The organism is Arsenicicoccus sp. UBA7492 (assembly GCF_002479615.1).
GTDB classification, from domain to species: Bacteria; Actinomycetota; Actinomycetes; order Actinomycetales; family Dermatophilaceae; genus Arsenicicoccus; species Arsenicicoccus bolidensis.
Genome location: NZ_DLOE01000031.1, coordinates 26,697 through 44,704 on the forward strand (window position 1 = coordinate 26,697; position 18,008 = coordinate 44,704).

15 protein-coding genes are annotated in these 18,008 nt (G+C 72.7%); 8 read left to right on the plus strand and 7 right to left on the minus strand.

Translation table 11 applies throughout. The features are described 5' to 3' along the window. Positions 1-144: 144 nt before the first annotated feature. The 6 genes from rplI to B4E97_RS09210 all read right to left on the minus strand — a co-directional run bounded on the left by rplI (position 145) and on the right by B4E97_RS09210 (position 5,721). Positions 145-594, minus strand: coding sequence for a 50S ribosomal protein L9 (rplI, locus tag B4E97_RS09185; RefSeq protein WP_286959629.1), 450 nt, complete (start codon positions 592-594; stop codon positions 145-147). Positions 595-616: 22 nt separating this feature from the next. Beyond that, positions 617-853: a 30S ribosomal protein S18 gene (rpsR, locus tag B4E97_RS09190; RefSeq protein WP_019286881.1), complete on the minus strand. Its 237-nt coding sequence runs from the start codon at positions 851-853 to the stop codon at positions 617-619. A 141-nt stretch (positions 854-994) separates the two neighbouring features. Continuing rightward, on the minus strand, positions 995-1,618 hold the full coding sequence (locus B4E97_RS09195) for a single-stranded DNA-binding protein (protein ID WP_239264339.1): 624 nt from the start codon (positions 1,616-1,618) through the stop codon (positions 995-997). Between the two features lie 49 nt (positions 1,619-1,667). Continuing rightward, positions 1,668-1,955 carry a 30S ribosomal protein S6 gene (gene rpsF, locus B4E97_RS09200; RefSeq protein WP_019286883.1) on the minus strand — a complete coding sequence of 96 codons (288 nt, stop codon included), beginning with the start codon at positions 1,953-1,955 and terminating at the stop codon, positions 1,668-1,670. A 120-nt stretch (positions 1,956-2,075) separates the two neighbouring features. After that, positions 2,076-3,458 (minus strand): hypothetical protein, encoded by a 1,383-nt coding sequence (locus B4E97_RS09205; protein ID WP_286959630.1) that lies wholly within the window; start codon positions 3,456-3,458, stop codon positions 2,076-2,078. Positions 3,459-3,486: 28 nt separating this feature from the next. Next, positions 3,487-5,721 (minus strand): transglycosylase domain-containing protein, encoded by a 2,235-nt coding sequence (locus tag B4E97_RS09210; RefSeq protein WP_286959631.1) that lies wholly within the window; start codon positions 5,719-5,721, stop codon positions 3,487-3,489. 259 nt (positions 5,722-5,980) lie between these two features. Here B4E97_RS09210 and B4E97_RS09215 point away from each other — a divergent pair, with 259 nt between their 5' ends. Then, entirely contained in the window at positions 5,981-7,072 is a 1,092-nt protein-coding gene (locus tag B4E97_RS09215) for an inositol-3-phosphate synthase (RefSeq protein WP_286959632.1), read from the plus strand. A 254-nt stretch (positions 7,073-7,326) separates the two neighbouring features. After that, the gene (locus B4E97_RS09220; RefSeq protein ID WP_239264333.1) at positions 7,327-8,001 is read left to right on the plus strand and encodes a GOLPH3/VPS74 family protein; all 675 of its coding nucleotides are present in this window, start codon (positions 7,327-7,329) and stop codon (positions 7,999-8,001) included. Between the two features lie 33 nt (positions 8,002-8,034). On the opposite strand, the gene B4E97_RS09225 is transcribed toward B4E97_RS09220, so the two are convergent. Next, the gene (locus tag B4E97_RS09225; protein WP_286959633.1) at positions 8,035-9,597 is read right to left on the minus strand and encodes an HDIG domain-containing metalloprotein; all 1,563 of its coding nucleotides are present in this window, start codon (positions 9,595-9,597) and stop codon (positions 8,035-8,037) included. A gap of 77 nt (positions 9,598-9,674) precedes the next feature. On the opposite strand from B4E97_RS09225, the gene B4E97_RS09230 reads away from it, so the two are divergent. From B4E97_RS09230 to B4E97_RS09255, 6 genes are all read left to right on the plus strand, one after another. Beyond that, positions 9,675-10,166 carry an NUDIX hydrolase gene (locus B4E97_RS09230; protein ID WP_034253333.1) on the plus strand — a complete coding sequence of 164 codons (492 nt, stop codon included), beginning with the start codon at positions 9,675-9,677 and terminating at the stop codon, positions 10,164-10,166. Further along, positions 10,163-12,619, plus strand: coding sequence for a DUF6049 family protein (locus B4E97_RS09235; RefSeq protein WP_286959634.1), 2,457 nt, complete (start codon positions 10,163-10,165; stop codon positions 12,617-12,619). Before B4E97_RS09230 ends, B4E97_RS09235 begins: the two co-directional genes overlap by 4 nt. Continuing rightward, positions 12,619-14,292 (plus strand): murein biosynthesis integral membrane protein MurJ, encoded by a 1,674-nt coding sequence (murJ, locus tag B4E97_RS09240; protein ID WP_286959635.1) that lies wholly within the window; start codon positions 12,619-12,621, stop codon positions 14,290-14,292. Before B4E97_RS09235 ends, murJ begins: the two co-directional genes overlap by 1 nt. A gap of 75 nt (positions 14,293-14,367) precedes the next feature. Further along, on the plus strand, positions 14,368-16,317 hold the full coding sequence (locus B4E97_RS09245; protein ID WP_286959636.1) for a hypothetical protein: 1,950 nt from the start codon (positions 14,368-14,370) through the stop codon (positions 16,315-16,317). A 1-nt stretch (position 16,318) separates the two neighbouring features. Then, positions 16,319-16,870 carry an RNA polymerase sigma factor SigM gene (sigM, locus tag B4E97_RS09250; RefSeq protein WP_019286004.1) on the plus strand — a complete coding sequence of 184 codons (552 nt, stop codon included), beginning with the start codon at positions 16,319-16,321 and terminating at the stop codon, positions 16,868-16,870. Between the two features lie 190 nt (positions 16,871-17,060). Further along, positions 17,061-17,921: a hypothetical protein gene (locus B4E97_RS09255; RefSeq protein WP_019286003.1), complete on the plus strand. Its 861-nt coding sequence runs from the start codon at positions 17,061-17,063 to the stop codon at positions 17,919-17,921. Positions 17,922-18,008 lie beyond the last annotated feature (87 nt).

Sequence of the window (18,008 nt, forward strand, 5' to 3'; positions counted from 1 at the left end):
CGAGCGGGGACGGCGAGAGGCCCGGCGCCATGACCCCGATCGGGGATGGCGCCGGGCCTCTCGGCATACGGCTGGTGGATCAGCCTGGGTTGGTCACATCAGCCTGGCGAACGAAGGCCGGTCGATGCCTCTACCCCCGGTAGGTCACTTGGCGGCGACGACGTCCAGCGTGACGTTGGCCGTGACGTCCGCGTGCAGACGCACGGTCGCCTCGTAGGCGCCGAGGGTGCGGATCGCGCCCTTGACCTCGAGCTTGCGACGGTCGACCTTGGGGCCACCCGCCGACGCGATCGCGTCGACGATCTGGGCGCTGTGGACGGAGCCGTAGAGACGGCCGGCCTCGCCGGACTTGACCGGCACCTTGTAGGCCTTGACCTCCAGACGCTGCTTGGCGTCCTTGGCCTCCTCGATCGTCTTGTGCTCGCGCGCCGCGCGGGCCTTCTGGATCGCCTCGACCTGCTTCTCGCCACCCTTGGTCCACTGGGTCGCGAGACCGCGGGGCATCAGGTAGTTGCGGGCGTAGCCGTCCTTGACCTCGACGATGTCGCCGGGGGTGCCGAGGCCGGTGACCTCGTTGGTGAGGATGAGCTTCATGTCAGTTCGTCCTTTCCCGGGATCAGCGAGCGGAGCTCGAGTAGGGAAGCAGCGCGACCTCGCGGGCGTTCTTGACGGCCCGCGCGATGAGGCGCTGCTCCTGGACGGAGACACCGGTCACCCGGCGAGCGCGGATCTTGCCGCGGTCGGAGATGAACTTGCGCAGCAGCGCGGTGTCCTTGTAGTCGATCGTCTCGATCTTGGCGGCCTTGAGCGGGTTCGCCTTCTTCTTGGGCTTGCGCACAACGGGCTTGGCCATTGTGGGACTCCTTGGGTTTGCGATGCGTGGTGCCGCTGGCCTGGGGCAGCGGCTCAGAGTGTGTTGCCGGTATGACGGGCGCGGGGCGCCGTCACCGACGGACGTGCTCGATCCGAGCGTGGTGCGAGGTGTCCGGGCCGATCAGAACGGGGGCTCGTCGTAGGACGGCGCTCCGCCGCCCCAGCCACCCTGACCGCCGGCCGCGGGCTGACCGCCGGAGGGCTGGCCCGAGGGAGCGGCGTTGCCGCCGCCACCGGAGCCACCGCCGGTCGACCAGGGGTCGTCGCCGGAGCCGGCGTTGCCGCCACCCCAGCCACCACCGGAACCGGCCGCGCCACCGGCGCCACCAGACCCGCCCTGACCGCCGCCGAAGCCGCCACCCTGACCGCCGCCACCGCGCTGGGTGCGCGTGACCTTGGCCGTGGCGTAGCGCAGCGACGGGCCGACCTCGTCGACCTGCATCTCCATGACGGAGCGCTTCTGGCCGGACTCCTTGTCCTCCCACGAGCGGGAGACCAGGCGACCGGTCACGACGACGCGCATGCCGCGCTGGAGGGACTCGGCGACGTTCTCGGCTGCCTCACGCCACACGGAGCAGCGCATGAACAGCGTCTCGCCGTCCTTCCACTCGTTGGACTGGCGGTCGAACGTGCGCGGCGTGGACGCCACGGTGAAGTTGGCGACAGCCGCACCGGACGGCGTGAACCGCAGCTCCGGGTCCTGGGTGAGGTTGCCGATGATCGTCAGCGTGGTCTCTCCGGCCATGGATCTCTCCTCGTCGAGTGGGTGGTGGATCGAGCTGTGCGAGAACGACTCAGGCGCCGGGGCGCAGGAGCTTGGTCCGCAGGATGGACTCGTTCAGACCGAGCTGGCGGTCCAGCTCCTTGGCCGTGGCGGGCTCGGCCGTGAAGTTCACGACGGCGTAGTAGGCCTCGGCGTTCTTGTTGATCTCGTAGGCCAGGCGGCGCTTGCCCCACAGGTCGACGTTGTCGACGGTGCCCTTGTCCTTGGTGATGACGGTGAGGAACTTGTCCAGCGACGGCTGGATGGTGCGCTCCTCGAGAGCGGGGTCCAGGATGATCATCAGTTCGTACTGACGCATGCGTTAACCCACCTCCTCTGGTCTCGGCGGTCACGGAGTCTCCGTGACAGGAGGGTGTGCATGACGAACGTCCGGGCGCCCGCGACAGGCGTCGCGAGCACACAGACGAGCCGTCCCAGCCTACACGACCTTGAGGAGGACCTGGTCGGGGGCGTTGCCGGCGACCCCGGCCACGGGGTCGCGCTCAGGACGACCGGGGGCCTCGCGGTCCGGCGGCTCGTCGCGGGCCCGCCGGGTGACGACCCACGCCAGCCAGAGCCAGGCGGCGATGCGGGCCACGACCAGCACCGCGAACCAGCCTGCGGGTAGGCCCCGGTCGGGGTTGGTGCGGGCCGCGATGTGCAGCCACACCCCCACGAAGTAGGTCACCTCGACGGCGGCCCAGACGAGGTGGTCGCGCCACCGCACGCCGATCAGCGCCAGCAGCGGGCAGATCCAGAGGGCGGCCTGCAGGGGCAGGCTCTTGCCCGTGACGGCGACGAGCACGACCAGCAGGAGCGCCACCTCGGCGACGGTGGGCCGCCGGGCCGTGCCGAGGGCGAAGAACGCGGCGACCACGACGGCGACCACCCAGCCGAGCCCGGCGAGCACGGACGTCAGACCGGACGGGACCGCGACGCCGAGCGATGTGATGACGTGCGTGAGGGAGCCGTAGCCCGGCGCGGCCGACGCCCACCCGGTGTAGACGTCCAGCGCTTGGGGGCCGGACAGCGCGACCACGGTCCCCACCACCGCGACGAGGGTTAGCAGGGCCACGCCCGCGGTGAGACCCCAGTCGACGACGCGCCCGGCGCGCAGGCACACCAGACCGAGCGCCAGGACGAGCAGGACGGCCGTGGAGCGGCAGCTGATCGCCAGACCCAGCAGGATGCCGGCCTGCACCGCGTGCCGTCGCCCCCACGCCACGAGACCGGCCACGCCCAGCGTCACCGCGAGCAGGTCGAAGCTGACCAGCCCGGCCGTCACCACGACCGGCGACAGGGCGAGGTGCGCGACGGCCCACCGGGTGCGCGGCTGGATGCGGACGAGAAGCCCCACGAGCAGGACGAGCAGGATCGTGACCAGCCCCGCCCACGCCGCGACGTACACCTGCGCGGCGGCCAGCGTGCGCCCCTGCTCGGGGCCGCCGGGGACGAGCAGCGACAGCGCCCACATCACGACCCCGGTGCCGGCCGGCTGACCCACGCCGGACCCGTGGCCGTAGGCGAAGCCGCCGTCCGCCAGGCCGCTGCTCTGGTAGACGACGGGGATGTCCGAGTAGCAGGCGTGCCAGAACTGGTCCGCCGCGCGCCAGCCCCGCGAGAGGCAGTGGCCCCGCACGAGGACGGACAGGGCCATCAGCACGGTCACCGTGCAGGACAGCACGACCACGGCGGGACGCAGACCACGGCGACCGATGGCGGCATACCGCCCGACCGGACCACCCAGCCACTCGCTGGCGGCCCGGGCCACCGGGTCCTCGCGGGTGGGCGCGACGGTGCGGGTGGGGTCGCTCAGCTGCATGCGCCCATCATGCCCGGTCCGCGTCCGGTCAGCCGGTGCCCGCGGCGGTGGTCGCGCCGACCGCCTGGCTCGGGGAGGGCGGAGCCGGCGCCGTGGGCTGCTGACGTGCCGTCCGGGTCGGCACGGCCGACTGGGTGGGCTCGCTCGGCCCCGTCGGCGTGCCCTGCGTCGGGGCGTCCGACGGCTCGGGGGCCGACGAGGTGGCGGTCGCGCTGGGTCGGCTGGTCTCGCTGGTTCCCGGCGTCCGGGTCGAGTCCGAGGAGCCGTCGGGGCTCGAGGTGGACGTCGAGCGCGGGCGGGTGCCGATGTTCTTGCGGCTGTCGTCGTTGACGCCGACCCGCTCGGGGAAGTCCTTCTCCTCGACGCCGTCCATGACGGTGCGCATGAACTGCGTCCAGATCGGCACGCAGTACTTGTAGCCACCGACGTTGCGGCCCAGCGGGACGTTGGTCCTGCCGTCCTCGGACGGCTTGTAGATCGCGCACCCGGCGGCCAGCTGCGGCACGTAGCCGATGAACCAGACCTCCTTGTGGTCCTCGGCGGTGCCCGTCTTGCCGGCGGCCGGACGACGCACCCGCTGGGCGTATGACGCGGTGCCCTCGGTGATCGGGTGGGTCAGCGCCTCGGTGACGTCGACCGCGACGTCCCGGTCGATGGCCTGCGTGGTGCTCGTCGACGCGGTGTAGTCGACCTCCCCGTCGGTGCTCTTGACCGAGGCGATGATGTGGGGCGTCGCGCGCTTGCCCTCGGCCGCGATCGTCGCGTAGCCGTTGGTGTTGTCGAGCACGCTCGGCGTGGCGGTGCCCAGGGTGTTGGTGAGGTTCTCCTCGACGTTGACCTTGGTGTTGTCGGGGATCCCGGCGTCGACGGCGGCCTTCTTGGTCGCGGCGGGCGTGATGGCGTTGTTGAGGCGCACGAATGCCGTGTTGACGGAGTCGGCCGCGGCCTGGCGCAGGTCGATCCAGCCGTACTGCTGGTTGAACTCGTTCTCGATCTCGTCGGAGGTGTCCGGCACCTGGTAGGGCGAGGAGCCGCTGACGCGGGACCGCGTGGAGTAGCCGTTCTGCAGGGCACCCACCAGCGTGTAGGCCTTGAACGTCGAGCCGGCCGACAGGTGTGCGTCCACCGCGTTGTTGTAGGGACGCTTGGCGAAGTCGGTGCCGCCATACAACGCCTTGATGGCCCCCGTGCCCGGCTCGACCGCGGACATGCCGGTCTGCGCACCCTCGATGTCCTCGGCGGCGCCCCGGTCGGCGATCGCCTCGATCATCGCCTCCTGGTACTTCTGGTCGACCGTCGTGACGATGCGCAGGCCGCCCTTGGCGATGTCGTCCTCGTCCAGCTTGGCCCGGGAGACGAGCTCCTTCTTGGCCAGGTCGACGAGGTAGCCGTTGGTGCCGCCGGTGATCTCGATCGGCTTGGCCTTGGCCACGGTCGGATAGACGGCCTGGGACCGCTGCTGCGTGGTGAGCCAGCCCAGCTCGACCATCGCGTCGAGGATCCACGAGACGCGCTCCTTGCTGCGCGTCAGGTTGGCCGCCGAGCGGGAGGGGTCGTAGATGGAGGGCCCGCGGATGACCGAGGCGAGCAGGGCACCCTCGGCCGGGGTCAGCTGCGAGACGTCCTTGCCGAAGTAGGCCTTGGACGCCGTCTGGATGCCGCTCGCGCTGCGCCCGAAGTAGATCGTGTTGAGGTAGTCCTCGAGGATCTGGTCCTTGCTGCGCTGCTGGTCCAGCTTGACGGAGATGATGATCTCCTTGAGCTTGCGCTGGATGGTCTGGTCGCTGGTCAGGAAGGTGTTCTTGACGTACTGCTGCGTGATGGTCGACCCGCCCTGGGTCGCACCGCCCTCCAGCGAGACCTTGATCGCGCGGGCGATGCCGCTCGGGCTTACGCCGTTGTTGGAGTAGAAGGAACGGTCCTCGGCGGCGAGGAAGGCCTTCTGCACGTGGTCGGGGACCGTGGACAGCGGGACGTTCTCGCGGTTGGTGCCGCCGGTCAGCCGACCCATCTCGGTCTTGCCGTCGGCGAAGTAGACGGTCGAGATCTGCGCCTGGGACGCCGGGTTGGGCTCGGGGATGTCGATCGTCGCGTAGAGGTAGGCGACCCCCGCGGCACCGAGCGCCAGCAGGGCGACGACCGCGAGGCCGAACCAGGTCAGGAAGCGAGCCCATCCGCTGCGGCGGCGACGGGGCTTGCGCACCTTGCTTGGCGGGTTGCCCCCGGGGCCGGCTCCGGCGCCCTGGGTCGTGGCTGGGCTCACGCGATCTCCTTGAGGGTCCGAGGTGGTCGATCCCACCTCCGGTCTGCCCTCCAGTATGACGAACCATCCTGGTCCCGGCCTGGAGCATCGCCGGGACCGGGCGTGCGGTGATGGGTCCGTGCGGACGCGCGGGCCGGGGTGACAACCTGCTTAGGGACATGACAAAGTGCGTCTTTGTCATGTCGGTGACGGGCGGACGGCATACGAGCTGCTCCGGCCACGTGCCCCCGGCACCCAGCCATCCCCACGAGGAGCTCCCATGCCCGAAGTGCGCGTCGCCATCGTCGGCGTCGGCAACTGCGCGACGTCCCTGATCCAGGGCGTCCACTACTACGAGGACGCCAGCCCCGAGGACACCGTCCCGGGTCTGATGCACGTCATGCTCGGCGACTACCACGTGCGCGACGTGGAGTTCGTGGCGGCGTTCGACGTCGACGACAAGAAGGTCGGCAAGGACCTGTCGGAGGCGATCAACGCCTCGGAGAACAACACGATCAAGATCTGCGACGTCCCGACGCTGGGCGTCGAGGTGCAGCGCGGGCACACGCTCGACGGGCTCGGCAAGTACTACCGCCAGACCATCGACGAGTCGACGGCCGAGCCCGTGGACGTCGTCCAGGCGCTCAAGGACGCGCGCGTCGACGTCCTCGTGTCCTACCTGCCCGTGGGGTCGGAGGACGCCGGCAAGTTCTACGCGCAGTGCGCGATCGACGCGGGCGTGGCCTTCGTCAACGCGCTGCCGGTGTTCATCGCCAGCGACCCGGAGTGGGCGGCGAAGTTCGAGGCGGCCGGGGTCCCGATCATCGGTGACGACATCAAGTCGCAGGTCGGCGCCACCATCACCCACCGCGTCATGGCCAAGCTGTTCGAGGACCGCGGCGTCGCGCTGGACCGCACCTACCAGCTCAACGTCGGCGGCAACATGGACTTCAAGAACATGCTCGAGCGCGAGCGCCTGGAGTCCAAGAAGGTCAGCAAGACCCAGGCCGTCACCTCCAACCTGCACGGCTCGCTGGCGGGCAAGACCGACGACCGCAACGTCCACATCGGGCCCTCGGACTACGTCGCGTGGCTGGACGACCGCAAGTGGGCCTACGTGCGTCTGGAGGGCCGTGCGTTCGGCGACGTGCCGCTCAACCTGGAGTACAAGCTCGAGGTCTGGGACTCCCCCAACTCCGCCGGCATCATCATCGACGCCATCCGCGCCGCCAAGATCGCCCTCGACAGGGGGATCGGGGGACCGCTGCTGTCGCCGGCGGCCTACCTGATGAAGTCGCCGCCCGAGCAGCGTCCCGATGACGAGGGGCGGGAGAAGCTCGAGGCCTTCATCGCCGGGTCCGAGCCGCGCTGACGACAGGGCCCGCGTGGCGCGTCAGCGACACGCGGGCCTGAGGAAGCGCGGCAGTCCGGTTCCGTCGCGCTGACGACAGGGCCCGCGTGGCGCTGCCGGAGAGATCGCGGAAACCTGGGCACCGAGGACGGTGCCCAGGTTTCCGCGATCACGGTGCCCAGGTTTCCGCAGCGTCCTGTGGCGGTGGTCTCGTTGACCGCGTGGCACCGGCGCGATGGGTCGCGCGGGCGCCAGCTGGGGTCTACGGTCGAGCCATGCAGCTGGCCGAGGAACTCCTGCTCCTGCTCACCGACGACGAGACGGGCCGGATGAGCGTGCCCGAGCGCGTGCTGGACCTGGCCGTGGCCGGGGGCGCTCTCAGCGAACTGGGGGCGATCGAGCGCGTGCGGGTCGTCGACGAGGACGAGCACGTGGTCGGGTCGCTGGGCGAGCCGATCCAGGCGGGCCGCCTGGTCATCGACGACGAGATGACCCACGACGCCGATCCCGTGCTGGACGGGGCGCTCGAGACCTTCCGCGGGATGCAGGGGCGCAAGCTCAGCAACGTCCTGCCGATCATGGGTCGCTCGCTCTATCCCGTGCTGCACCGTGACCTCGAGGCCAAGGGCGTGCTGCGGCGCGAGGCACCCACCCGGCAGTCGATGATCCCCAGCACGACCTGGGTGGCCGTCGACAGCAGCCACGAGGACTCCGTGCGCACGCACCTGGCGGACGTGCTGCTGCACGACGCCGAGCCCGACGACCGCGCGCGGCACCTCATCGGTCTGCTCCACGCGATCGGCGCCCTGACCGTGGCCATGCCCGAGCTCGAGGACGACCGCGAGCGCGCGCTGCAGACGGCGCTGGAGGTGCGGTCGCTGACGGACGTGCACGGGCCGTGCGGTCGCGTCCTCGCCGCTATCGACGAGCTGACGAAAGGGCGCGCGTGACGACGGAGCCGGCACGCGACCATGAGCGCGGAGCTAGTCGGACGGGCCTGACTCGGGCTGGGTGGCCCACCACTCCTTGAGGCGCGTCGCCGCCTCCTCGCGCCCGATCATCCCCTCGTCGAGGCGGACGGCGAGCAGGTGCTTGTAGGCCCGTCCGAGCACGGGTCCGGGCCGGATCCCCAGCACCTCGGCGATCTCGTTGCCGTCGAGCTCGGGGCGGACAGCGGCGAGCTCCTCCTGCTCCTGCAGCCGCTCGATGCGCTGCTCGAGGCTGTCATAGCTGCGTCGCAGCCGGGCGGCCTTGCGGACGTTGCGCGTCGTGCAGTCGGCGCGCGTGAGCAGGTGCAGGCGCGAGAGCAGCGGCCCGGCGTCGGTGACATAGCGTCGCACCGCCGAGTCGGTCCACTCGCCGTCGCCGTACCCGTGGAAGCGCAGGTGCAGCTCGATCAGCCGTGACACGGCCTTGGTCGTGTCCTTGTCGAAGCGCAGTGCCTTGAGCCGCTTGGTCGCCATACGGGCGCCCACGAGCTCGTGGTGGTGGAAGGACACGCCCCCGTCCGGCTCGAACCGGCGCGTGGCGGGCTTGCCGATGTCGTGCAGCAGCGCTGCGAGTCGCAGGACCAGGTCGGGCCGTATGACGGGCCCACCGTCGGCCGGGGCCGCCGACCCCGGCTGCTCCGACGTCTCGCTCGCCGACGACTCGCTCGGCGACGACTCGTCCCCAGCCGCCGGCGACGGCCGCGAGGGGAGCTCGAGGTCGATGGCCTGCGCCAGCACGGTCAGCGAGTGCTCGTAGACGTCCTTGTGCCGGTTGTGCTCGTCGACCGTGAGCCGCATCCCGGACAGCTCGGGCAGCATCACGTCGGCGAGGCCGGTGTCGGTGAGCACCTCGAGACCGGGGCGGGGGTCGGGGGTGAGCATCAGCTTGACCAGCTCGTCCCGGATCCGCTCGGCCGAGATCATCTCGAGCGACCCGGCCCGCTCGCGCAGGGCGGCCTCGACCGCGGGGTCGAGGGTCAGGCCCAGCTGGGACACGAAGCGCGCCGCCCGCATCATCCGCAACGGGTCGTCGCCGAAGGACTCGGCCGGCGTTCCCGGCGTGCGCAGCAGGCCACGCGCGAGGTCGCCGAGGCCGTCGTGCGGGTCGACGAAGGTCAGGTCGGGCAGCCGCAGGGCCATCGCGTTGACGGTGAAGTCGCGACGGACGAGGTCGTCCTCGAGCCGGTCGCCGTAGGTCACCTCGGGCTTGCGGCTGGTGCGGTCGTAGGCGTCCTTGCGGTAGGTCGTGATCTCGACCTGCCAGCCGTCCTTGCGCGCCCCGATGGTGCCGAACGCCCGCCCGACGTCCCACAGCGCGTCGCCCCAGCCCCGGAGCAGCCGCTCGGTCTCCTCGGGGCGGGCGTCGGTCGTGAGGTCGAGGTCCACGGAGTCGCGGCCGAGGAGCGCGTCACGAACCGGGCCGCCGACGAGGGCCAGCTCGTGCCCGGCGCCCCCGAACCTCTCGCCCAGCTCGGTCAGGAGGCCGGTGACGGGCGCGAGCCGACGCGCCGCGGCGGCGAGCAGCTCGTCGGTGGTGGGGTGGGTGGTTCCAGGCACAGTTCCCCACCTTAGAAGACCGAGGGGGCCGACGTGGCACCGCGACCGACTGCAGCAGGTCTCGTTAGAGTGCTCAGGTGACCACTCCCCATCCGACCAGCCCGGCAGCGCGCTTCCCGCGTCGACTGCCTGCGGTGGAGGAGGTCTCGGCGGGTGGTGTGATCGTGCGGGTCGAGCGGGGTCTGGCGGAGCTGGCGATCATCGCGCGCCGCAACCGGGCCGGCCGCGTCGAGTGGTGCCTGCCCAAGGGCCACATCGAGGGCACCGAGACGCTCGAGGAGACCGCGGTCCGCGAGGTGGCGGAGGAGACCGGCATCGAGGGGCGGGTCATCGCCTCCCTGGGGTCCATCGACTACTGGTTCACCACCTCGGCCTCCCGCGTCCACAAGGTCGTCCACCACTACCTCCTCGAGGCGCTCGGTGGGCACCTGACGATCGAGAACGACCCCGACGCCGAGGCGATCGACGTCGCCTGGGTGCGCCTGGGCGACAACACGACCGAGCTGACCTTTCCCAACGAGAGGCGCATCGCCGCGGCAGCCTGGCAGCGCCTCGCGGGGGACCGGTGACCGGTCGGCTGGCTCGCGCCGGCGCGGCGGCTGTCGCCGCCTTCTCCCTGCTCGGCGGTATGCCGGGGGCGGCCGCCGCAACGCCGGATCGCTCCGTCGCCGCAGCCCCCGCACCCGCACCCGCAGCCCGCCCCGGCGCGGCGGTGCCCGGGCTCACGGTCCGGCTCGAGGAGCTCTCCCCGGCGGTCGTCCGCCCCGACCAGGACGTCACGGTCCGGGTGACGGTGACGTCCACGAGCTCTGGGGCGAGCGGGCCGCTGTCCGCCCGCGTGCTGCTGGGCGGCACGCCCTTCTCCCAACGACAGGCGCTGTCCGCGTGGCTGCACGACGCCCAGCCCCGCTCCCTGGCCACGCGCGAGGTGGTGAGCCAACCCATCGCCGCAGGGGTCCCCGCCCAGGGCACGACGTCGGTCACGCTGACCGTGCCCCGCGCAGCCCTGCGACGCGGCACGCCGTTCGGGACCTACCCGCTCGCCGTCGAGGTGCGCAGCGGCAGCGACCGCGTGGCCCTGGCCCGATCCGTGCTGCCCTGGGTCGGCGCCAACCAGGAGTACGAGCCCCTCCGCCTCGCCTGGATCGCTCCCCTCACCCTCCCGGCCCGGCGCGACCTGTTCGCCGGCAGCGTCGACGAGGTGGGGCAGGCCTGGTCGCAGACCGTCGGCACGGGTGGCCTCCTGCGGCAGCGCCTGGACGCCGCGGTCGGCACACCCGTGACCTGGATGGTCGACCCGGCCGTCCTGACGCCCCCGAGCGCCACCGGTGGCCCCGTGACCGCGACCCCGCAGACGCCTGCGGCCACGACCTCCCCGAGCACGTCCCCCACGGTCTCGGGCGCCGCGTCAGCAGCCACGACCCCTGCTACCACGACCCCTGCTGGGGGAGGCTCGACCTCCCCCGCGAGCCCGCCCACCGGCAGCTCCACGGCGTCGGCGGCGTCGGCGGCGTCGTCGGCGTCGTCGGCATCACCGTCGTCCACGCCCGCGACCCCTTCCGCCCCCGCGCAGACGCCCACCGCGCCGAGCGATCCGTTGGCCGCCGCCAGGACCGACGCGGACGCGCTCACCGCCCGCCTCGAGGCGCTCGGGGACGACCAGCCCGTCTGGTCGCTGCCCGTCGGGGACCCCGACACCGCCGCGCTGCTCCGCGCCGGGCCCGATCCGTCGCTCAGTGCCGTCGTGTGGCCCGCGGGCACCAATCCCCTCACCAGGGCCGTCGGGCGCTCCGTCACCGACTCGATCGCCTGGCCGGCCGACGGCTCCTGGGCCGAGGGACGGACCACCGCGTGGACCCGCACCACCGGTGGCTCGGCCCCCACGGCCGCCGTGGTGTCCACCGACGCGGTGGCCCCGCAGCGTCAGACCACGCCGGGAGCCGCGCAGCGCAGCCCGGACGGCACGCCGCTGCTCGCCTACGACGAGCGCCTCAGCGAGGTCACCGCGGGCGACCCCTCGTCCTCGGACACCCAGATGGTGCAGGAGTTCCTCGGCCAGTCGCTCACGCTGCTCGGCGAGCTCCCCGGCACGCGCCGCACGGCGCTGGTGGCCGTCCCGCGCCGCACCGCCCTGTCCGGACCGGCGCTGCGGCGGCTCTGGTCGGCCACGGCCTCGGCGCCGTGGCTGCGGCAGGTCGACGTGAGCAGCATCCTGGGGCAGGGCGCTCAGGCCAGGCAGGGGATCCAGGGCAGCCAGAGTGTCGCCACGACCACCGAGCCCTCGCGCCCCGCCTCTCCGCTGGACGGCCCGGCGGTGGACGAGCTCGAGTCGGACCTCGCGACGGTCAACGGGTTGCGCCGCATCCTGCCGGCCGACGCCCCCGGCGCCCGGGCCTGGACCGCCGCGATCCAGCAGCTGACCTCGGCCCGGTGGCGGGGTGGTTCCCAGGCCTGGACGCAGCTGCGAGGGGCGGTCGACGGATCCATCGACGCCGCGGCCCACGGGGTGCAGGTGCGCCCGAGCACGATCAACTTCCTGGCGGACTCCGGCACCATCCAGATCACCGTCAACAACACCCTCCCGTATGCCGTCCACGACGTCCGTCTCGAGCTGGTCCCCGGCAGTCCCAAGCTGCGGGTCACGCAGAGCACCAAGACGCTCACCATCGCCGCGGGCAGCCGCACGACCATCCAGGTCGAGGTCACGGCGCTCGGCGCCGGCACCGTCCCCCTGGAGGCGCGCCTGTCCACACCGGACGGCGTGGCCCTGGGCTCGGCGACCACCGTGGACATGAACGTCCGCCCGACCAGCGTGTGGGTGTTCGCCCTCGTCGCCGGTATCGTCGGCCTGATCCTCGTGCTCGGCCTCGCCCGCTCCCTGCGTCGTGGCCCCACCCGCGCCGAGCGCGAGCTCGGCGACCACGAGGCGGTGGCCGACGCCGTGCTCGGCGCCACCCGCCCTGCCGGGGGCGACCGACCTGGCGGCGCTGACCGACCCGACAGCAGCGACAAGGACTCCTGATGAGCAGCACACGGCACGGCGCACCCCCACCCGGGGACGGCGTGGTCCAGGAGCAGAGCGTCCGTCGGGCCAGCGCCCTCATGGCCGCGGGCTCGATCGTCTCGCGCCCCCTCGGCCTCGTCCGGCAGCTCATGCTGGTGGCCTGCCTGGGCGTGACCGGCGCGACGGCCGACGCGTTCAACACCGCCAACCAGCTGCCCAACATCATCTACATGCTGCTGTCCGGCGGCCTGCTCACCGCGGTGCTCATCCCCCAGATCACCAAGGCGATGAAGCGGGAGGACGGCGGCCAGGAGGTCATCGACCGCCTGCTGACCATCTGCATCGGCGCCATCCTGGTCGTGACGGTGCTGGCGACGCTGCTCGCCTCCCCGCTCGTCACGATCTACCGCATCTCTCCCGCCACGCGCGAGCTCGCGACGGCGTTCGCGATCATCTGCCTGCCGCAGATCTTCTTCTACGGCCTGTATGCCGTCCTCGGCCAGGTCCTCAACGCGCGGGGGCGCTACGCGTCGTTCATGTGGACGCCCGTGCTCGCCAACCTCGTGCAGATCGCGGGCATGGCCGTCTTCCTCCAGCGCTACGCGCACGCGGCACCCCCTGACGCCTGGACCCCCGAGATGGTCTGGCTGCTGGCGGGCACGAGCACCGCCGGCATCGCGCTGCAGGCCCTCGCGCTGGTCCCCGACCTGCGCGCGAGCGGCTTCCGCTGGCGTCCCCGCTGGGGCTTCCGCGGCTACGGCTTCCGGTCGGCCTCCACGATGGCGGGCTGGGCGTTCGCCGCCCTCGTCGTGGCACAGCTGGGCGGCTACGCCTGCGCCGCCGTCATGAACACCGTCGCCGGCTGGGCCCAGCACGACGGCCGGCAGGTCGCGGGCATCACCGTCTACCAGCTCGCCTTCCTCGTCTTCATGCTCCCGCACGGGATCATCACCACGTCGATCCTGACGGCCATCTACCCGCGGATGTCGCGCGCGGCCCACGACAGTGCGACCGGCGACCTGCGCCGCCTGTTGACCCGTGGTCTGACCCTGCCGTCCGTGGCCCTCGTCCCCATCACGGCCGCGGCGATCCCGCTGGCGGTGCCGGGCATGGCGATGGTGCCCCGGGTCAGCGGGGACGCCCTCAGCGAGACGGCCCTCGTCTTCGCGATCATGATCCTGGGCCTGATCCCGTTCGGCTGGACCACCCTGCAGCAGCGCTTCTTCTTCGCCCTCGGGGACGGTCGCACCAACCTGCACCTCCAGATCCTGCTCACCGCGATCCAGATCACGCTCGCGCTGCTGGCGCTCGTCGGACCCCGTGACCACGTCGTCGCCCTGATCGCGGCCGGCCAGACCCTGGGCAACCTCGCGGCAGCGGTGGCCTTCGTGGTCATCGCCCAGCGCCGCGTCGGCGGCCTGCCCCTGCGGCACGTGCTGCGCCTGCACGTCCGACTGGTGCTCGTCTCCGCCCTCGCCGCCCTCGCCACGTGGGGTGCGGTGGTGGGGCTGTCCGAGCTGCTCGGCACCTCCCGCCTCGACCACCTCGTGCAGCTGCTCGTCGGCGGCGTCCTGTTCGTCCTGGCCTTCCTCGGCCTCGCCCGCGTCTTTCACATCCGCGAGGTGGACGACCTGCTCGGACCGGTCGCCGCGCGGCTGCGTCGCCGGACCGGAGCCGCCCCCAGCGCCTAGGATGCGATGAGCACGACCGGCCAGCCCCAGGGGGACGCGATGCGGGTCACGCAGGACGACGAGAGGGAGTGACGGATGCCGGCAGTCGGACCGGGCACGTCGATCGGGGGGCGCTACCACCTGCGGCAGCGTCTCGAGCGCACGGACCGCGTGGAGCGGTGGGAGGCCGACGACACGACCTTCGGTCGCCGCGTCGTCGTGACCGTGCTCGACGCCGACGACCCAGCCGCCGAGGCCGCTCTGGACGCCGCCCGCCGCGCGTCCGCGCTCACCGACCCCCGCCTCCTGCCGATCCTCGACGCCGGTCGCGAGGGCGACCTGGTCCACGTCGTCGAGGCGGAGGTCCAGGGCAGCACCCTCACCGAGCTGCTGCGGGACGGCGGCCTCCCCGCCCGCGAGGCGCGTCGGATCGTGCTCGAGGTGGCCGAGGTCCTCGACCGGGCCCGGGGCCGGGGGCTGCACCACCTCGCGCTGACCCCCGACGACGTGCTCCGCGGCCGCGACGGCAGCGTCCGGCTGCGGGGGCTGGCGGTCCAGGCCGCACTCCTCGGCCGCGACGGCGACAGCGACGAGGCCGCGTCCCGCACCGACGCGCTGGGCCTCGCGGCCCTCCTGCACGCGGCGACCACCGCCACCTGGCCCGGCAAGGACGCGACCTCGCTGCAGGCGACCCCCGTCGTGGCCGGCGCACCGGCTCCGCCGTCCGAGCTCGTCGCCGCCGTCCCGGACGACATCGAGTACCTGGTCCGGCGCGCCCTCGGCCGCGCTCGCGGGACTGCCGACCGGCCTCAGGACCCCGGTGCCGTCGCCGATGCGCTGCGCCCGGCCACGCTCCCCGCGCCGCCACCCGGCTCCACCGACACCTCCGACCGCTTTCCCGCGGATCCACCCACCTCGGACCCGTCCGCCGGCGACCGCTCCGGCCCGGTCACCGCAGCCACGAGAGACACCTCAGGCACCACGAGCCCCGCCGATGCCGCGAGCAGCTCAGGGGTCGCGAGCACGGCCGGGGTCATGGGCAGTGTTGGAGCCGCAGGGGTGGCCACCGGCAGCACGCCCCACCGCCTCGCGGACGACCTGCGCAAGGACGTCGAGCACGTGCCCTCCCGCGCCGAGGCCGCCGCGATCGCCGCCGCCGGGGCCACCGCGGCCGGGGCCAAGGCGGCTGCCCGGCGGGTCGGCGACCTGGTCGACGGCGCCTCCCGGCGGGCCGAGGACCGTCGCCGCGAGCGTGAGACGCGGCGCCTCGAGACCCAGCCCGCCCGCGTGCCCCTGTCGACGCTGGCGGACGAGCGCCCCCGCCGCGCCGAGCCCGTCGCCCCGATCTTCGTCAATGACGTGCCCACCGGCACCCCCTCGCGACGTCAGGCCAACTTCGTCCTGGCCCTGCTCGCCGCCCTCGTGGTGCTGGGCCTGGTGCTCGGCGTCGTCGGCGTCATGTCCATGGTCAACAACATCCAGCGCCAGCTCGACGCACCTCCGGTCGGCCGCACCTACACCGTGACGGCGCCGGCGGTCACCATCACCCAGGGCGCCGACGGCACCGTGACGACCAAGCCGGCGGCCCCCACCCGAGCACCGGGCGCCCCGATCGCCGTGGTGGGCGTGACGGCATACGACCCCGAGGGCCAGGACCACGCGGAGAACAACGACACGGTCGGCAACGTCCACGACGGGGACACGGCGACCTACTGGCGCAGCCAGCGCTACAAGACCGACACCTTCGGCAACCTCAAGTCGGGGGTCGGCCTCGCGGTCTACCTCGGGGACGCCCACTCGGACGTGTCCCAGATCAAGCTCACGCTGCCCGACTCGGCCGGCGAGGACCTCACCGTCTACGGCAGCGACACCCCGACCAAGGACGGCGCAGCCGTGCTGGGCACCGCCAAGGGAGCCAAGGGCGAGGTCACGATCACGGTGCCGGCGGGCCAGGGCAAGCGCCCCTACATCGTCGTCTGGTTCACCAACAGCCCGAGGATGTTCGGCGGCAACTACGCCGCGCTCTCCGAGATCAGCCTGTCCTGAGATGAGCGCCGTCCTCGACCTCGCCGCGGCCGACGACCGCGCGCTCATGGCGGCGCACAACGACGGGGACCCCCACGCCTTCGGCGAGCTCTACCGCCGGCACCGCGACCGCATGTGGGCCGTGGCCATGCGCACCTGCTCCGACCGGGAGCTGGCAGCCGACGCCGTGCAGGACGCCTTCATCGCCGCGTTCCGTCGGTCGGCGTCCTACCGCGGCGAGGCCGCCGTCACCACCTGGCTGCACCGCATCGTGGTCAACGCCTGCCTCGACCGTCTGCGACGCGTCCGGCCGACCTCCGAGCTGCCGGAGTACGACCTCGCGGACGGCCGCGACGAGCATGCCTCGCTCGAGGTCCAGCTCGACGTCCGGCAGGCCCTCGCCAAGCTCCCCGAGGGACAACGACTGGCGTTGGTCCTGGTCGACATGCAGGGCCTCAGCGTCGCCGAGGCCGCCCAGGTCCTCGACGTCGCGGAGGGCACCATCAAGTCCCGGTGCGCCCGTGGCCGGGCCGCGATGGCCGAGATCCTCGGGCTGCGACGAGCGGGCACATGAGCGCCCCCACGTCAGCGGTCCGCCTCCGCGACCGCCGGGAACCAACGCCGCCCACGGCACGTCCTACACATGGTGCAGGTAGGCCCAGGTTCCTGAGGGTCCACGCGTCCCTGCGCCCGCACCAGGTCGTGGCACCCGACGAGTCGGACCACGACGCAGCCCCCTCGACCGCCCCGGGAGGTGTCCGGAGATGACCGCGACCCGATCGTCGCACGCATCCGGTGACGGCGACCACGACCCCACGGGTGTGCGCGACCTGCTCGGCTCCCTGCCCGACCCCGGTCCCATGCCCGGCGACCTCGTGGCCCGCATCACCGCCTCGCTCGAGGCCGAGTCGCGCGCCCGTCTGACGGCCTCCGGGCACGACCCCGCTCCCATCCCGCGTGCCGACGAGCACGGCCCGATCGCGGTCGTCGTCCCGCTGCACCCGGCCACCCGGCGGCCCTCCGGCCGGCGGATGTTCGGCCTCGTCGCCTCTGCTGCCGCGGCCGTCACCGTGTTCGGGATCGCGGCGACCTCCTTCATCCAGGCCTCCGGGGGTGACCTGAGCACCGCCGTCGCCAACCTCGGCTCGGGGCCCAACAGCTCCGCCTCCAGCGCCGTGGGCAGCGCGAGCGCGGCGTCGTCCGCCCCCGGCCAGCAGGGCGAGCAGCAGGGGCAGCAGCAGAGCGGTCAGGGCACCGGTGACGTCACTGACCCGGACGTCCAGATCCGGCTCGCCGCCGGTCCCCTCGCGGTCGGTGGGGCCGGGCTGGCGGCATACGGCCAGGACCTCCTCCGGCAGCGCTGGAGCCCGGCCACCCCGCACACCGTCGAGCAGCCCACGGTCGGCCCCATCGGCACCCCCGCCGGGGTCCGCGAGTGCCTCGGCGCCCTCGGCGGCACCACCACCGGCCGGGTCGCGGCCGAGATCACCACGTATGACGGCCGCCCGGCCGTCGTGATCGCCGCCCAGCAGGGCGCTGACCGGCGTCAGGTCGGGGTCTACGTCGCGGCGATGCCCTGCGGCCCGACGGGCGCGACGCTCCTCACCCAGGCCATCACCCCCTGAGCGCCGCACGTTCCACGTGAAACGTCCACGTGACGGGCGGGTGGAATGAACACGCCGCCCGCACGGTTTCCGCCCGTGCGCCCTGCG

Excerpts from the sequence above, each read along its gene's own strand:
- B4E97_RS09195 (WP_239264339.1), bottom strand. The coding sequence starts at position 1,618 with ATGGCCGGAGAGACCACGCTGACGATCATCGGCAACCTCACCCAGGAC.
- B4E97_RS09245 (WP_286959636.1), top strand. The coding sequence starts at position 14,368 with ATGCCGGCAGTCGGACCGGGCACGTCGATCGGGGGGCGCTACCACCTG.
- B4E97_RS09220 (WP_239264333.1), top strand. The coding sequence starts at position 7,327 with ATGCAGCTGGCCGAGGAACTCCTGCTCCTGCTCACCGACGACGAGACG.
- B4E97_RS09215 (WP_286959632.1), top strand. The coding sequence starts at position 5,981 with ATGCCCGAAGTGCGCGTCGCCATCGTCGGCGTCGGCAACTGCGCGACG.
- murJ (WP_286959635.1), top strand. The coding sequence starts at position 12,619 with ATGAGCAGCACACGGCACGGCGCACCCCCACCCGGGGACGGCGTGGTC.
- B4E97_RS09255 (WP_019286003.1), top strand. The coding sequence starts at position 17,061 with ATGACCGCGACCCGATCGTCGCACGCATCCGGTGACGGCGACCACGAC.
- B4E97_RS09205 (WP_286959630.1), bottom strand. The coding sequence starts at position 3,458 with ATGCAGCTGAGCGACCCCACCCGCACCGTCGCGCCCACCCGCGAGGAC.
- rpsF (WP_019286883.1), bottom strand. The coding sequence starts at position 1,955 with ATGCGTCAGTACGAACTGATGATCATCCTGGACCCCGCTCTCGAGGAG.
- rpsR (WP_019286881.1), bottom strand. The coding sequence starts at position 853 with ATGGCCAAGCCCGTTGTGCGCAAGCCCAAGAAGAAGGCGAACCCGCTC.
- sigM (WP_019286004.1), top strand. The coding sequence starts at position 16,319 with ATGAGCGCCGTCCTCGACCTCGCCGCGGCCGACGACCGCGCGCTCATG.
- rplI (WP_286959629.1), bottom strand. The coding sequence starts at position 594 with ATGAAGCTCATCCTCACCAACGAGGTCACCGGCCTCGGCACCCCCGGC.